This is a genomic window from Lunatimonas salinarum, from assembly GCF_017811155.1.
Taxonomy (GTDB): Bacteria; Bacteroidota; Bacteroidia; order Cytophagales; family Cyclobacteriaceae; genus Lunatimonas; species Lunatimonas salinarum.
On record NZ_JACVCV010000008.1, the window covers coordinates 192953 to 207467 of the forward strand.

General features: G+C 45.3%; 18 protein-coding genes. 11 read left to right on the forward strand and 7 right to left on the reverse strand.

Annotation, left to right across the window (positions count from 1 at the left end; all coding sequences use genetic code 11):
- The gene (locus IAQ59_RS11785) at positions 1–438 is read left to right on the forward strand and encodes a hypothetical protein (RefSeq protein ID WP_209331008.1); all 438 of its coding nucleotides are present in this window, start codon (positions 1–3) and stop codon (positions 436–438) included.
- Positions 439–442: 4 nt separating this feature from the next.
- On the forward strand, positions 443–1084 hold the full coding sequence (locus IAQ59_RS11790; protein WP_209331009.1) for an AlbA family DNA-binding domain-containing protein: 642 nt from the start codon (positions 443–445) through the stop codon (positions 1082–1084).
- On the opposite strand, the gene IAQ59_RS11795 is transcribed toward IAQ59_RS11790, so the two are convergent.
- Positions 1065–1577, reverse strand: coding sequence for a regulatory protein RecX (locus IAQ59_RS11795; protein ID WP_209331010.1), 513 nt, complete (start codon positions 1575–1577; stop codon positions 1065–1067). The genes IAQ59_RS11790 and IAQ59_RS11795 overlap by 20 nt on opposite strands.
- A gap of 70 nt (positions 1578–1647) precedes the next feature.
- Between IAQ59_RS11795 and tpiA the strand changes: the two genes are divergently transcribed.
- Both tpiA and prmA read left to right on the forward strand, forming a co-directional pair.
- The gene (tpiA, locus tag IAQ59_RS11800) at positions 1648–2409 is read left to right on the forward strand and encodes a triose-phosphate isomerase (protein WP_209331011.1); all 762 of its coding nucleotides are present in this window, start codon (positions 1648–1650) and stop codon (positions 2407–2409) included.
- 86 nt (positions 2410–2495) lie between these two features.
- Positions 2496–3323 carry a 50S ribosomal protein L11 methyltransferase gene (gene prmA / locus IAQ59_RS11805; RefSeq protein WP_209331012.1) on the forward strand — a complete coding sequence of 276 codons (828 nt, stop codon included), beginning with the start codon at positions 2496–2498 and terminating at the stop codon, positions 3321–3323.
- A 47-nt stretch (positions 3324–3370) separates the two neighbouring features.
- Here prmA and IAQ59_RS11810 read toward each other — a convergent pair whose 3' ends face one another.
- Positions 3371–4720 (reverse strand): DUF4270 family protein, encoded by a 1350-nt coding sequence (locus IAQ59_RS11810; RefSeq protein WP_209331013.1) that lies wholly within the window; start codon positions 4718–4720, stop codon positions 3371–3373.
- On the reverse strand, positions 4710–5525 hold the full coding sequence (locus IAQ59_RS11815; protein ID WP_209331014.1) for a glycogen/starch synthase: 816 nt from the start codon (positions 5523–5525) through the stop codon (positions 4710–4712). Before IAQ59_RS11815 ends, IAQ59_RS11810 begins: the two co-directional genes overlap by 11 nt.
- Positions 5526–5652: 127 nt before the next feature.
- On the opposite strand from IAQ59_RS11815, the gene panC reads away from it, so the two are divergent.
- From panC to IAQ59_RS11845, 6 genes are all read left to right on the forward strand, one after another.
- Positions 5653–6498, forward strand: a complete 846-nt coding sequence (panC, locus tag IAQ59_RS11820; RefSeq protein WP_209331015.1) for a pantoate--beta-alanine ligase — start codon at positions 5653–5655, stop codon at positions 6496–6498.
- Positions 6499–6502: 4 nt separating this feature from the next.
- The gene (gene panD / locus IAQ59_RS11825; protein ID WP_209331016.1) at positions 6503–6847 is read left to right on the forward strand and encodes an aspartate 1-decarboxylase; all 345 of its coding nucleotides are present in this window, start codon (positions 6503–6505) and stop codon (positions 6845–6847) included.
- 4 nt (positions 6848–6851) lie between these two features.
- Complete coding sequence (locus IAQ59_RS11830; protein WP_209331017.1) at positions 6852–7871, forward strand: lysylphosphatidylglycerol synthase transmembrane domain-containing protein; 1020 nt, start codon at positions 6852–6854, stop codon at positions 7869–7871.
- Positions 7872–7889: 18 nt separating this feature from the next.
- Positions 7890–8582 carry a zinc metallopeptidase gene (locus IAQ59_RS11835; RefSeq protein ID WP_209331018.1) on the forward strand — a complete coding sequence of 231 codons (693 nt, stop codon included), beginning with the start codon at positions 7890–7892 and terminating at the stop codon, positions 8580–8582.
- 98 nt (positions 8583–8680) lie between these two features.
- Positions 8681–9820 (forward strand): acyl-CoA dehydrogenase, encoded by a 1140-nt coding sequence (locus IAQ59_RS11840; protein WP_209331019.1) that lies wholly within the window; start codon positions 8681–8683, stop codon positions 9818–9820.
- Between the two features lie 140 nt (positions 9821–9960).
- The gene (locus IAQ59_RS11845) at positions 9961–10893 is read left to right on the forward strand and encodes an AraC family transcriptional regulator (protein WP_209331020.1); all 933 of its coding nucleotides are present in this window, start codon (positions 9961–9963) and stop codon (positions 10891–10893) included.
- Here IAQ59_RS11845 and IAQ59_RS11850 read toward each other — a convergent pair.
- Genes IAQ59_RS11850 through IAQ59_RS11860 form a run of 3 tightly spaced genes read right to left on the reverse strand, consistent with a single transcriptional unit; the run spans position 10873 to position 12318 of the window.
- Entirely contained in the window at positions 10873–11646 is a 774-nt protein-coding gene (locus IAQ59_RS11850; protein WP_209331021.1) for a phosphoglycerol geranylgeranyltransferase, read from the reverse strand. The two genes, IAQ59_RS11845 and IAQ59_RS11850, sit on opposite strands and share 21 nt — an antisense overlap.
- Complete coding sequence (locus IAQ59_RS11855) at positions 11636–11965, reverse strand: hypothetical protein (protein WP_209331022.1); 330 nt, start codon at positions 11963–11965, stop codon at positions 11636–11638. Before IAQ59_RS11855 ends, IAQ59_RS11850 begins: the two co-directional genes overlap by 11 nt.
- Positions 11962–12318, reverse strand: coding sequence for a phage holin family protein (locus IAQ59_RS11860; protein WP_209331023.1), 357 nt, complete (start codon positions 12316–12318; stop codon positions 11962–11964). Before IAQ59_RS11860 ends, IAQ59_RS11855 begins: the two co-directional genes overlap by 4 nt.
- A gap of 93 nt (positions 12319–12411) precedes the next feature.
- Between IAQ59_RS11860 and IAQ59_RS11865 the strand changes: the two genes are divergently transcribed.
- Positions 12412–13704 carry a hypothetical protein gene (locus IAQ59_RS11865; RefSeq protein ID WP_209331024.1) on the forward strand — a complete coding sequence of 431 codons (1293 nt, stop codon included), beginning with the start codon at positions 12412–12414 and terminating at the stop codon, positions 13702–13704.
- Between the two features lie 173 nt (positions 13705–13877).
- On the opposite strand, the gene IAQ59_RS11870 is transcribed toward IAQ59_RS11865, so the two are convergent.
- Positions 13878–14450 carry a hypothetical protein gene (locus tag IAQ59_RS11870; protein WP_209331025.1) on the reverse strand — a complete coding sequence of 191 codons (573 nt, stop codon included), beginning with the start codon at positions 14448–14450 and terminating at the stop codon, positions 13878–13880.
- Positions 14451–14515: the final 65 nt, after the last annotated feature.

Sequence of the window (14515 nt, forward strand, 5' to 3'; positions counted from 1 at the left end):
ATGAATTATTGGATCGCACTTTTGACACTCAGCCTCATCGGATGTACTGCATTCGACACCAAGGCGCAGCAAGCGGAGGGAAGCATTCTCCTATCTGGAGCCTTGGACCTGGCAAAAACAGACGCTCCCGGAGTAATACGCCGATACCAAATCGGATTTGAGGGAAATTATTTCTACCGACATAACCTCTCCTTTTCAGGCGGTTATGAGTTTAATCATTCAGCTGCTAACCAGGTGGCGCTTGGCGCTAGGTTTTATCCATTAGAGCCCCTCTTTATCCGTGGCAGGGGCTTGTTGGGATCCCAATCCGATTTTGCAGCAGGTGCAGGCTACACGTATAACATCAGCTATCGGGTCAGACTTGAAGGAATGGTGGACTATTATTTTGCCACAAATGTAGTAGGTCTCAGAACAGGTATAGGCATTTTGATTAATTGATCCCATGGGCCTCCCGGAAATTATCAAGCTGGCTTCAGAAGGCGAGGGGCTAAAGCTGGAGTTTAAGAAAAAAGCAGCCCACCCAGAGAAAATCGTCCGGGAACTTATAGCCTTTGCCAATACCGAAGGAGGTTACCTACTCATTGGAGTAGACGATGATGGGACGGTCAGCGGTCAGCGATTTATCGAGGAAGAGATCTATGTAATGGATAAGGCGATAGCGGAACTCGTACATCCACCCCTGCAGGTCCAAAAAGAAATTCTGCACCTCAACCATAAAAAAGGCATCGCTGTCTATCGGATCGAAAAAAGCCCACATCGCCCCCATTTCCTTTTCGAAAATAACCGAAAAAAAGCCTATGTCAGAGTAGCAGACAGAAGCATACAAGCCAGTAAGGAAATGTGGGAAATCCTGAAACGTCAAAAGCGAGACGAGAACATCATCTTCCACTACGGCAAAAAAGAACGGATCCTCATGCAGGCGTTGGAAGAAAACTCCAGCATTACGGTAAGGGAATTTATGCGAATTGCGAAAATACCTATCTTTATCGCCTCCAAAACACTCATAAAGCTAGTTTTGGCTAATGTGCTTCAGGTAATCCCCATGGAAAACGAAGACTTATTTGTCATGAAGGCTGCCGGCTGAGCCTTTCCATTGTCTCTCTGATTAGGTCAGTTTCAAACCCTCTAAAAAGCAAAAATCGCTGCAATTTTGCCTTTTTAATAAAAGGGTTGGCTTCTCGGGTTGCCGCCCATTTTCGATCTGCCAAGCCGTTCAGTACCTCTTGGTACACTTCATCCTCTATCAACTCCATGCCAAAAAGTATCAACTCGTCGGAAATGCCCCGAAGTTTGAGTTCCTGCCTTATTCGCACCCTTCCCCACTTCTTAATAGAAAAACGACCTCGTACAAAGGATTCTACAAAGCGCCTTTCGTCCAAGAATCCTTCTTCAGCAAGCCGCTCCAGCACGGAGCCGATTAGCGCATCTGGAACCTCTAATTCCTGCAATTTGGCCCGCACCTCTAGTTCACAACGTTCCTGATATGCACAAAAAGAAGCCGCTCGATTCCACACCTCGGAAGGCAGCGACTCCAAACTGGCCATTTGGCCAAGGTTTTCTTTTTCTGGAAGGGACATTTTACGTACTTTTGAGAACGGTAACCAAGGATACCGAAACTCAAATATATAAAACGTAAGAGAAATTATCATGCGAAAAAAAATAGTAGCCGGTAACTGGAAGATGAATTTAACCCAAACAGAGGGTCAAAAACTTACATCTGAAATTGTAAATATGATAAAAGATGAATCAACACAAGATGTAACCGTGGTTTTGAATCCTCCATTTGTACATTTACAAGCAGTCAAAAAATTGATTGAAGGGGTAAACAATATTTACCTTGGTGCTCAAAATTGCTCGGACAAGGCTTCCGGTGCCTATACCGGCGAGATCTCCGCTTCCATGCTGGCATCTTTCGGCGTATCCTATGTGATAATCGGACACAGCGAAAGGCGTGAGTATTTCGGCGAAACCAACTCCATGCTCACGGACAAAGTGAAGCTAGCATTGGAAAATGGATTAACACCGATCTTCTGCTGCGGTGAACCGCTTGACATACGCGAGAATGGAACCCATGCAGCTTACGTCACCAATCAGCTAAGTGAGAGCCTTTTCGGACTTGAGGAACAGGATATTAAAAGGCTCGTCATCGCCTACGAACCTATTTGGGCAATTGGCACAGGAAAAACCGCTTCCTCCGACCAAGCGCAAGAGATGCACGCAACAATACGGGAACACTTGGCATCAAAATACGGGAAGGAAATCGCCGAAAACATGTCCATTCTATACGGCGGCAGTTGCAAACCGGACAATGCAAAAGATATCTTCTCCAAACCCGATGTGGACGGAGGCCTTATAGGTGGTGCTTCTCTCAAGTCAAGAGACTTTACGGACATCGTTACCTCATTTTGATCCCACTTTATCCGTTTCTTTGAGCTTGGATAGGAAAGCACCCTGCGGTGCTTTGAGTTATCCAAGCTTTTTTAATTTCCGACACAATGGATTACTTAAAATACACCATCTCATGTACCGCCGCCTTTGGGGAAATCCTAATGGCCGAGTTGGCAGAAATCGGTTTTGAATCTTTCATTGAAAGCGATGCAGGCATAGAAGCCTATGTCAATGAGTCGCTTTTTGATGCCGCCGCATTTGAGGAGGTACTGACAAAGTACCAGAAACAGGAACCGCTTACGTACACTACCGAGAAAATGCCAAGAGTAAACTGGAACGAGGAATGGGAAAAAAACTACGACCCCATACTGGTAGATGAAATTATTTACGTCAGGGCATCCTTTCATCCCAAACGGGAAGATGTTGAGCACGAAATCATAATCAATCCAAAAATGTCCTTTGGTACGGGACACCATGCGACTACCTACCTGATGCTAAAGCTTCTCTTGGAAACTCCTGTAGGGGGCAAACGGGTATTGGATGCGGGATCTGGCACGGGTATTTTAGCGATCATGGCCCACCGCTTAGGCGCCTCCCAAGTGGAGGCATTTGACATCGACGATTGGTGTATGGAAAATGGAAACGAAAATTTTCAGATAAATAAGATCGAAAACGTTCAAATGGGATTGGGAACAATCCGACAAGTAGCCCCAAGGGGCCTGTTTGACGTCATCTTGGCCAATATTAACAAAAACGTCCTGATGGACGAGATGGAAGAATACGCACGATTGCTGCGTCCAGGCGGGAAATTGTTGCTCAGTGGCTTCTATGAAGCCGATATCACCGATCTGGTAATGCTCGCGGAACAATTCAATCTAAAACTTCAAAAGCAGCATACCCGAAACGATTGGGCTGCACTGGTATTATCCTACTAATCTCTAACTACAGATTTAAATAAAACGGAAAACACAAGAGTCCAGACTTACCGGACTCTTGTGTAATAGACCTTTAACATGATTCGGTCTTTGTTGACCTTGTACTGACGCAGGGAACGCTTTGACTCGTCCGAATTAATCGGATTGTTTTGGGTGCTTGGAAAATTTGGATACAGCAACAAATCCGTCCGGATAAGCCCGTCTCTATACAGTGCATTCACATAGGAAGTTACCTGATTTCTGAATAATCTGGTTTCTTCATCTAAATTTAACGAGTTTTCACTTCCTGCTGAAGGAACCACGTTTCCTTGTTGATCGCGACTTACTTGGCTGGCCCCCTCAGCCTGAACAGCTATCACGGCACCGTCAAACCTCCTGTAAAGCCGGTTATCTTCCCCCAAGTAAAACATCACCATATTTCTGCTAGGCCACTTATACTCAGGATACTCCTCTATGGGACCTACCTCAAGCAGAATTTGGTTGAATGTGGTGCTTTCCAACGTATCAAGGAAATTGTCGAGCGCTTGTGTATTCAATTTCACGAATAATCCCAGCGTGGATTTACCTCCTACCCTATCTCCCGGGACATCATAGGCTACACCCCGCTCGGTTATCACCTCCGTGGGCGTACCAGTCCGGTCACTACTGACACCCACAAAATGCCTAGACTGTAACGTCGAAATGGGAAAGGTACGCGATACCGTATCTTCATCGTAATGGTAATACAACATCATCCCGGTCCCATTACCCACCGCAACGGATATGCTGGTATTTTCTTCTGGATTTCCTGTAATCGCTATACCGGGAAAATATTCCCGAAAATTAAATATATTGGAAAAAGCCGGGTCGTTACTGGTCAATTTCTCAAAAAGCTCTCCAGCGACTTGCGGATTTAACGGCATACGAAGTGTATTTAGGGTATCCGGACGTAACAAAAACGATCCACCTGCAATCGTTTCGTCCGAAAACCTTAAACTATTGAAATTATAATACGAAGTATCCAGAATAGGCTCTTCAAGTCGATGTACCTGAAAGCCCTTAGGTTGATCGAAGTCCTCTCCAAAAACAGACTGAACGTTGATCATAAACACCGCTGAGTCGAAAATAGCTTCCTCGTTGGGCTTCGCTGCGTTGGGATTATAGGACAATCGGCTGTATCCGACGGCTTCGGTTCTGCCAAAGAATTCATCCACATCCCCACCGATAACGAGTCTGCCCTGACTGGTTGTGTTGAATGAATCGTATAGCACCATAGAAGCAGAAAGGGGTATTTCCGCATAGAAAACCCCTATCTGATTGGTACCTGGATCCAACACCAACCCTATCTCTGATGGATCGGTACAGGAACCTGCTAGATGCAATAGGATAAATAGACTGCCGGCCAGCTTAGCCGGCAAGTTCTGTGTAAATATTGTAATAGCTTTCAAAAAGCTGTTCTTCTTCCTCACTATTGATTTCAAACTTCTTATCATTATTGGCATTTTCTTCGATTAAGTGAGTAAAGGTGCCTGACGCATCCTCGCCTCGTATGACCACATCTGCATAGGCCATTCCCAGCTTCAAGAATCCTTCGTAGTCTTTGGATTTTAGCGGGGCGAGCAACTGATCATCGATATCGACCATTTTGATCTTTTCAAACAAGTCGTCGCCAAATTTATGACTAAATCCGTTATTATACATGGCGAACACCGATTTTGTCTCTTTGAACAAGGGCTCATTTCGATAGGTAGTCTTCAGATAAAGCGGAATCAAACTGGTCATCCAGTCATTGCAATGCACCACATCCGGAGCCCATCCCAGTTTCTTGACGGTCTCTATCACGCCCTTACAAAAGAAAATGGCTCTTTCGTCGTTATCCTCGTAGAACTTATCGTGCTTGTCAAAGAAAACGCTTTTGCGTTGAAAATAGTCTTCGTTGTCGATAAAATAAACCTGCAATTTGGCATTGGGTATAGAGGCTACCTTGATAATCAGCGGCTTTTCTTCTTCACCAACGGAAATATTGATACCTGAAAGTCGCACGACTTCGTGCAAACGGTTCTTTCGCTCATTGATCAGACCAAATCTTGGAACAAGAATACGGATTTCCATACCTTTTTCCTGCATCGCCTGTGGTAATGCCCTAACGAAGTTGGCTACTTCCGAGGTTTGAAGAAAAGGGTTGATTTCACTGGCTACGTAGAGGATACGAAGTTTAGACATATCTTGTGTGTTTTGTTTAGGGATATAACGGGACTACAAATTTACAAAAAAAATTACTGAAATCCATGGTTTTTATTTTTAATCGCATACTTTTGCAGCTATTTTCCTAAACTGAACCCACCAAACGTTGGAAGTTGTAAAGCAGATTTCGGAGCTGAAAAAGGTGCTAAAACCCCTCCGAGGGCATTCTAAGTCAGTTTCACTGGTTCCCACAATGGGGGCACTCCACCAAGGTCACATTCATCTGGTAAAGCAGGCACGACACGAAAGCGACCTCGTCGTAGTCAGCATATTTGTCAATCCCATTCAGTTCAATAATCCCTCCGATCTCGCACAATATCCCCGGACGCTTTCGGCCGACCTGAAACTTTTGGAAGATGCTGGAGTCGATTTGGTTTTTGTGCCCGAAAACAGCGAAATGTACCCTTCCGAAGTTCAGGTAGCGTTTCGGTTTGGAGCTTTGGAGGAGGTCTTAGAAGGTGCCTTCCGCCCGGGACACTTTAATGGAGTCGCCATCGTGGTTTCCAAATTATTTCACATCATACAGCCTGACCTAGCCTATTTTGGACAAAAAGACCTACAGCAGGTAAGTGTGATCCGTAGATTGGTGAAAGATCTCCAATTTGATTTACAGGTTCGGGTAGTGCCTACCGTCAGAGAAACAGATGGCCTGGCACTATCGTCTAGAAATTTACGCTTATCGCCGGAACAGCGTTTACAAGCACTGTCACTGTACAAGTGCCTGGAATCTGCGAAATCTGAACTTTTGAAGGGCAATGCGTGGTTTGATACCAAAAAGCAGCTGGAAGGTGGGTTTGACCATTCGAAGGAGCTCCGGCTAGAGTACTTGGAACTCGTAGACTTGGATGATTTTCGGCCCGCGGAAAAACGTAAACCGGAACTCAAGCAAGGCATATGTATCGCTGCTTACGTAGGAGAGGTCCGACTTATCGATAATATCATACTGGACTAAAAAAATGCACATACAACTCTTAAAATCAAAAATCCACCGGGTTAAAATCACGCAGGCTGAACTCCATTACGTGGGGAGTATTACCATAGATGAAGACCTGATGGATGCAGCCCATATTATTGAACATGAAAAAGTCCAAGTGGTGAACATCAACAATGGGGAACGCCTGGAAACCTACGTGATCAAAGGCAAACGCGGAAGTGGGGAAGTTTGCCTGAACGGCCCTGCAGCGAGAAAAGCCCAAGTGGGGGACATCGTCATCATTATCACTTACTGTTCGATGGACGTCGCCGAAGCAAAGACTTACCAACCGGTGGTGATCTTTCCAGATGAGTACAACCGATTATAATTAGGTGCGATTAACAGCAAAGCAACTTATTCAACTTTTTTTATCCTTAGCGGCAGCGTTGGGTATCTTTGCATTTGTATACCGCGACTTAGACGCTGCACAACTGAGAAGCTCCCTGGAGGAAACTTCCTTTTTTTGGGTTGCTGTCTCCATTTTTCTTTCCCTAATTGGCTACTGGCTGAGGGCATGGCGGTGGAAGTTGCTGATCGATGCCACAGAAGATGGTAGCCTGAAAACCTCCACGTCCTTTTGGGCCTTGATGTTCGGTTATTTGGTAAATCTGATCCTGCCACGGGCAGGAGAATTGGCTCGCTGCGCAGCACTGAAAAAAACAAACCAACTTAAGATGGGATCCTTGCTGGGCACGGTGGTACTCGAACGCACGGTAGACGTTGGATTTATGCTGGCACTGGTGCTTTTGGCGTTCATTTTTGAGGCAGGTATCTTTCTCGAAATATCCCAACAGCTCTTCTCCAGCGAACAACTCGTTAATATATCCGGAATGCAGCTGGTTTTACTGCTCGGTGTAGTGGCTATTATGGGAGTTTTACTATGGAAGATGTATCAACGCTTGCAGGGAAGTGCTATTTTGTCAAAGTTGCAGGGCTTCTTCCGTCAATTTGTCAGAGGCGTTAAAAGCATCTCCAACTTACGCAATCCCAAAGGATTTTGGGTATCATCGATAGGTATTTGGATAATTTACTATGCCATGATGTATTTTATCTCTTGGTCGATGTACAGTACTTCTTCATTATCAGCTTCTTCCGTATTGATGGTCTTGGTGATGGGGAGTATAGGCATGGTGGCACCGGTACAAGGCGGTATAGGCACCTTTCATGCATTGGTTGCCTTTATTCTGTTCTTCTATGGAGTTCCGGAGTCGCAAGGCAAGATATTTGCGTTAATCGTCCACGGGTCTCAGGTTGCGACCGTTCTGATTGTAGGGCTGCTTAGTTTGGCCATGTTAGGAAAATTAACCTGGAAAATCAAACCCCAAATGGGGTCATTACGTAAGGATGTGTAGTTTAAATTTAAAAGAAAGATGATTCTAATAGTAATTGTAGTTGTGTTTGGCATCTTGGGTTATGCCGTCAGCAGCAAGTTAAAAAATAAATTTAGGGAGTATTCGCAGATTGCGTTACGGGCAAATCTTTCCGGAAAGGAAATAGCCGAACTGATGCTCGCTGATCACAATATTCACAATGTGGCGGTAAACTGTGTAGAAGGACAACTTACCGACCATTACAACCCGATGGACAGGTCTGTAAACCTTAGCCCCGATGTGTACTATGGACGAAACGCCGCAGCTACCGCGGTTGCTGCCCACGAATGCGGCCACGCCGTACAGCATGCGACAAGCTACAGCTGGCTGCAGTTACGTTCCACCTTGGTACCCATTCAGAATGTAAGTGGAAAAATCTTAAACATTGTGCTAATCGGTGCTTTGTTTGGAGGCATTGCATTGTTCGGTCTTCCCTATGAGGTAGTCGGGGCTATAGTAGTCGGATCCTATGGAGTGCTTACGCTCTTCTCATTGGTCACACTGCCCGTGGAGTTTGATGCCAGTAGAAGGGCCCTGGCTTGGGTGCAAACGAGAAACATTGTAACCCCGCAAGAATACGGAATGTCGAAAGACGCACTCAAATGGGCTGCGATGACCTATGTGGTAGCGGCTATGGCTTCCTTAGCCACCTTGGCGTATTATGCCTTTATATTCTTTGGTAATAGAGAATAGTAGAAACCAATAATTAAACCAACTATCTGTATATAAAGGGACAAGAAATTGTCCCTTTATTTTTTTTTGTTTAGATTCCGTGAAAAATAACCACTTTTATGACATTCGACTTCACAGAGGAACAGTTAACTGTAAGAGAGGCGGCCAGAGAATTTGCACGGAACCATTTACTGCACGATGCAATAGCAAGGGATACTGAGAGTCGATTTCCCGAAAAGCAAGTAAAACAGATGGGTGAGCTTGGATTCATGGGAATGATGACTTCTCCTGAGTACCTAGGCGGCGGTATGGATACCCTTTCTTACGTGATTGCAATGGAGGAAATTTCCAAAATTGATGCTTCGGCAGGGGTTATCATGTCCGTAAACAATTCGCTGGTGTGCTGGGGATTGGAAAAGTACGGAAATGCAGATCAGAAAGAAAAATTCCTGAAGCCTTTAGCTTCCGGTGCAACGCTTGGTGCCTTTTGCCTCTCTGAACCGGAAGCGGGTTCGGATGCTACTTCACAAAAAACCACGGCAGTACGCAACGGAGACCACTATGTGGTCAACGGCACCAAAAATTGGATAACCAATGGAGGTACAGCAAATACCTACCTGGTCATTGCGCAGACAGATCCCGAAAAAGGCCACCATGGCATATCCGCTTTCATCCTAGAAAAGGGAATGGAAGGCTTTACGGTGGGCAAGAAAGAGGATAAGCTGGGTATACGCTCATCTGACACCCATTCACTGATGTTTTCCGAAGTAAGCGTGCCGGTAGAAAACCGCATCGGGGAAGAAGGTTTTGGGTTTAAGTTTGCCATGGAAACGCTGAATGGAGGACGAATCGGGATAGCCGCCCAAGCATTGGGCATTGCATGCGGGGCCTACGAACTTGCGCTAGCGTATTCCAAAGAACGCCGGGCCTTCGGGAAACCTATCTGTGAACACCAGGCCATACAGTTCAAATTGGCTGATATGGCTACCAAAATTGAAGCAGCTAGGCTTTTGGTATACAAAGCCGCCTGTCAAAAAGATCAGGGAGGCGACTATGCCCATGCCAGCGCAATGGCAAAATTATACGCCTCTGAAATTGCAATGGAAGTCACGATAGAAGCGGTACAAATCCATGGAGGATATGGATACGTCAAAGAATATCATGTCGAGAGGCTGCTGAGAGATGCGAAAATCACACAGATTTACGAAGGTACTTCTGAAATTCAAAAAATAGTGATATCTCGAAACCTATTAAGATAATTATCTTTTGATAGGCCACGAAAAAATAAATATAAATTTTTATATCATTGTTTAGTTTATTTTAATTTTTTATTTAATATTGTCATCGTAACACAGAAAAAACCGATACTTTTAACAAACACAACCTAAAGACACCTGTCATGGAATATTACAATAAGGTAATAGAATCTGTCGGAGTGCGATATTTGAGGGGCAATAACTACAAAATTGAGCGCCCTGTGACTGTCGTAGACTACCTAGACAACGAAAACACAATCATCCTTCTTCACAGGGGAAACCTGCACTTTGGCGATGATCAAGAGACTGTTAACGAGGGCGAACTGTTGTTTATCCCTGCCGGAAGATCCACTAAGGTTTCTTTTGGAACAGTGACTAAACGAAATGAAACCTCCAATGAGAGTTTCATTGAGAGTAAAAAAAAATACCTGCAAACCATCAGCTTCAAGGAAATCAAAAATCTGGAAGACGACTGTGTGACTACGGTAAACTTTGAAGCGAAGGTATTTGATGTCGTAAATTTTTTCAACTCGTTGGGTATACCCCCTTTTGTAATCCGATTCAACGATCGAATTGCTTCTATCGCAGAGGACATCGTAAAAGAGTCTGAACAAACCACTCCCGGAAAAGAACGGGTTACGAAGCTTTACACGGAATTACTTGTAGTAGAAATTGTACGCCATATCCTGAAAAATAGACTGTTTGTAGAAGAACTATCGACCAACAGTACGTATTTCAAAGATCCGAGGTTGATCGACATGTTCAACTACATCAAGAAGAACATCGGTGGAGACCTATCAAACAAAGTATTGGCGAAGGTAGCCAACGTATCAGAGGATTATGTGGGGCAGTATTTTAAAATGCTCACAGGAATAAACCCACAAGACTACATTGAATATCAGCGTATGGAAGCGGCGGTAGACCTGCTGCGTACCACCAAAAAGAGTATCCGGGACATTGGCAAAGAAGTTGGATACAAGGACACCGCTTATTTCTGTAGAAGATTTAAAATGATGTATGGTCTTCCAGCAGGCAAAATGAGGCGAAGAGAATCCCTAATTAACGTTCAGGGATAAGTTATGGATTTCTGCGACACGCAAAACCTCGGCCAAAAAGTCGGGGTTTTTTTGTGCCGCATTTCCGATCACTACCAAATCCGCACCAGCTTGCCAGGCTTCCTTTGCCTTTTCAGCGGTATTGATTCCCCCTCCTACAATGAGGGGACAGGGTACCCGGCCGCGAACAGCCCTTATCAGCTCATAGGATACAGGATATACCGCCCCACTACCGGCCTCTAGGTATAAAAACTGAAGACCCAAAAAGTACCCCGCCAGCGCCGTTGCTACGGCTAGCTCAGGTTTATCGTTAGGAATCGGTACACTCTGACTCATGTAATGCACACTACTGATCCGACCTCCATCTATTAACATATAACCGGTTGGCAATATTTCCAAACCGGAATCCGCCAGCAAAGGTGCAGCCGCCACGTGCTGCCCGATAAGCAATTCCGGATTCCTACCGGAAATCAAGGAAATAAAAAGTATTGCGTCGGCACTATCGGCAAGCTGCACTACACTCCCCGGAAAAAGCAACACAGGCAAAGAGGCGGTAATAGTGCGGATACGGGCTATCACGTCTAAAACATTGTCCTTTTGAACCAAACTTCCTCCCACAAGAATGTACAAAGGAGCGTAAGGCCCGGCATCCAACAGTATCTTCGCTAAGTGATCTTCTTGCCAAGAATCATCTGGGTCTATCAAAAACGCCACACCCTTTTTCCCTGTTCGATGCAACGCACGCAGCGTATCTCCTATTTGTCTACTGCTCATGGGCTTGTTCGGCCTCCATTTTTTCCTGCACCCTGCGGATAAGTGCTTGCTTACCTATATCTAAAGCCAGCCAAAATACCCTATTCCGTAGATTGCTCCAGAAAGTGTTTCGATTCTTCTTCGCCTTTTTTGGCTTCTTGGATTTTGAGGTAGGTTCGGTGCGTATAAGGCGATAGGCTGCGGCGGTTACTAATCCTGAAATCAGCGCAATCCCTGCTACCTGTAGGTATACACCGGAATCCTTCTTTACCAGCTCCAATTGCTTTTGAAGCGTTTGTTCCAGCTCCTCTGATTCTCTTTCAAGGTCAAATAGACTCATCTACCGGTACTTTTTTGCTTAAATAAGAATATAAACTTCGTGAGGCCGCTTTTCAACGAGGTCTGAAGCGACGCCGAGTTTCGAACCAAGTATAATAACAGAAGCAATACAAGGTAGCTTGCTGCTACGGTCAAAAAGCCCATGTAAACACTGGCCATCTTTTCAGCGAGAAAAAAGGCCAACGCAATGCTTCCGAATAACAGTACCATCACTCCGGTCATTACCATAAGGATCAAGACAACTACGCGCGTGACAATGGAAGCAAAATCGTCTGCCAGCTTGTTGACCGCAATTTTTATGCGTACCTCGACGAGCTTCTTGACTGTTTCGACTATTTCGGAAAGATTCATCATGTATTCTTTTGGCGTGGAGTACTAGTTACTAATTTAACGCTAATATCACAAAAACCACGCTGGAAATCTCAAATTTCGTAATTTCGCCTCTCAATGGGACAAGTTAACGCATTCTTCTATACTGCCCTACTTATTTGTTGCCTTACCCTCGAATTGGCGGCACAAAACCGTCCTTTGCGGGTTTTTCTGAATGACGATAGTACCTCCTATGCAGGCGTTCGGATCAATGGCCAACTTTGGGCGCGTTACAATTACAATAACCCTGGCACACTTATAAACGGAGAAGAGGCATCCCGCTTTTTCGATATTTCGGTGCGACGAATCCGCTTTCAGACCTATGCCAGAATCAACAACCGCACAAACGTCACGCTAACGCTGGGCCAAAATAATATCAATTACCTAACCGCACGCTCTGGCGAAATCCGTCTACTGGACTTTTACATAGACCATCAAATCCACAAACACCTTACAGTAGGCGGTGGGCAATCTGGCTGGAATGGCGTGTCCCGCTTTGCCGCTCCGCACACCGGCCGCATGCTTACCTTAGATGTTCCTGCGGTAGCAATGCCCACCGTAAACCAAACGGACAACATACTCCGCAAACTCAGTGCCTACCTGAATGGCCAATGGGCAAAATGGGATTACCGATTTATTTTCAGCAGACCCTATGCCCCCATAGCCAACACCCGCATTGGGCAAGTATCCAGTTTTTCTTATGTCAAAAGTGGTGTGCAGTCCGCTGCCTACGTGAAATACCAATTCTTTGAACACGAAAGCCTCGTCTCCCCCTTTCACGTAGGAACCTACGATGGGAATCGAAAAGTATTGGCTATCGGCGCCGGCTTCGAAACCCAACCAAAGGCCATGTGGCATTTGAATGACGCCGCAGACACGGTGTTGACACCGATGAATATGCGGGCGGTAGACGTATTTGGAGAAATCCCACTAAGTCATAAAAGAGCCGTTACCTTTTATGCAGGGTATTTTTACTATGATTTTGGGCCCGATTATATCCGTATAATCGGATTAAACAACGTAGGTGGAGGAAATAGTGCCGCAGGAACCTTTAGCGGAACAGGAAATGCATGGCCTGCTATAGGCACCGGACATATCGGCTATTTTCAATTTGGCTATCTATTCGGTTCCCAAAAAAAGAAAGAGAAATGGCAGCCCTTTATTTCGGGTCAGTATGCCGACTACGATCGGTTAAGCGAAGCCGTCTTATTTTTTGAGGGTGGGATTAATCTATTGCTCGATGGACAACGGTCAAAACTTACCTTGGCATGGCAAAATCGACCGGTCTTTGACGAGATACAACCGGAGAATTTTAGGCAAGTCATTCGAAAAAACACGTTTGTTCTTCAATACCAGGTAAGGCTGGAATAACGAAGGGTTTGGGCCGGTGGCTGCCTCACGCTCAAACCAAAAGAAAAATCAGCTCAACTAGCAATACATCAAAAAGCCAGCAGATGACGTATCAAACATCATCCACTGGCTTGTAAAGGTTCAAATGATCAAAGCTTTTTCCAGCTGTTCGGCTGTAGATTAGTGCTGAGTGCCTATAGCTCGTTGGGATTTTGAGGATTTGGTACCCGAGCTTCCAGCACTAAAGTCCCAAATCCGGGCAGATTCGTGTAAAATTGCGCATACCTGCCCGTAAAACGCCCGTCCAACGAGGGGTTATAGTTGTAATATTGCCCGTACTGAGAGAATACAACCCCTTCGGAAGTCGTGATGGCATAGGTGATTCGAAACTCATCCCGAACGATCCCCGCTTGGGCGACGGCCTGAGGCGTCAACCCAAACAGCGCATAGGCCTCCGCACCTGTCATGGCGATCCTGCTGGGAAATTCCGTAAAGCTGCCTAGGGAAACGGTAGACGTACCCCTGCTGATAAAGATATCAATCCGCTCCGCTGTATGCACATCAAACCCCTCGTAGTCCAAGTTAAAAGCAACCTCGGAAGCTTCCAATTGATTGATATTAAACCAATACTTTCCGGGCTCAATGTCGGCTTTGGCTATGATGCCAACTTCGTAATCGGGCATTTTGATACTATCATCCACCACACAAGCGGTTGAAAGCAGGGCACTGAGTATCATCATTGTATAGAGATATACGGTAGGTTTCATTTTCTTAGTTTTTTGCATGGTCATAAATTCCTCCTTCGTGTAGGTTGAGAATGCAATTCCCAACG

Bases quoted from the DNA above. Each gene is read 5' to 3' on its own strand.
- IAQ59_RS11840 (WP_209331019.1), top strand. From the start codon at position 8,681: ATGACATTCGACTTCACAGAGGAACAGTTAACTGTAAGAGAGGCGGCC.
- prmA (WP_209331012.1), top strand. From the start codon at position 2,496: ATGGATTACTTAAAATACACCATCTCATGTACCGCCGCCTTTGGGGAA.
- panD (WP_209331016.1), top strand. From the start codon at position 6,503: ATGCACATACAACTCTTAAAATCAAAAATCCACCGGGTTAAAATCACG.
- IAQ59_RS11790 (WP_209331009.1), top strand. From the start codon at position 443: ATGGGCCTCCCGGAAATTATCAAGCTGGCTTCAGAAGGCGAGGGGCTA.
- tpiA (WP_209331011.1), top strand. From the start codon at position 1,648: ATGCGAAAAAAAATAGTAGCCGGTAACTGGAAGATGAATTTAACCCAA.
- IAQ59_RS11860 (WP_209331023.1), bottom strand. From the start codon at position 12,318: ATGATGAATCTTTCCGAAATAGTCGAAACAGTCAAGAAGCTCGTCGAG.
- IAQ59_RS11855 (WP_209331022.1), bottom strand. From the start codon at position 11,965: ATGAGTCTATTTGACCTTGAAAGAGAATCAGAGGAGCTGGAACAAACG.
- IAQ59_RS11870 (WP_209331025.1), bottom strand. From the start codon at position 14,450: ATGAAACCTACCGTATATCTCTATACAATGATGATACTCAGTGCCCTG.
- IAQ59_RS11835 (WP_209331018.1), top strand. From the start codon at position 7,890: ATGATTCTAATAGTAATTGTAGTTGTGTTTGGCATCTTGGGTTATGCC.
- IAQ59_RS11815 (WP_209331014.1), bottom strand. From the start codon at position 5,525: ATGTCTAAACTTCGTATCCTCTACGTAGCCAGTGAAATCAACCCTTTT.
- IAQ59_RS11850 (WP_209331021.1), bottom strand. From the start codon at position 11,646: ATGAGCAGTAGACAAATAGGAGATACGCTGCGTGCGTTGCATCGAACA.
- IAQ59_RS11865 (WP_209331024.1), top strand. From the start codon at position 12,412: ATGGGACAAGTTAACGCATTCTTCTATACTGCCCTACTTATTTGTTGC.
- IAQ59_RS11795 (WP_209331010.1), bottom strand. From the start codon at position 1,577: ATGTCCCTTCCAGAAAAAGAAAACCTTGGCCAAATGGCCAGTTTGGAG.
- IAQ59_RS11785 (WP_209331008.1), top strand. From the start codon at position 1: ATGAATTATTGGATCGCACTTTTGACACTCAGCCTCATCGGATGTACT.
- IAQ59_RS11845 (WP_209331020.1), top strand. From the start codon at position 9,961: ATGGAATATTACAATAAGGTAATAGAATCTGTCGGAGTGCGATATTTG.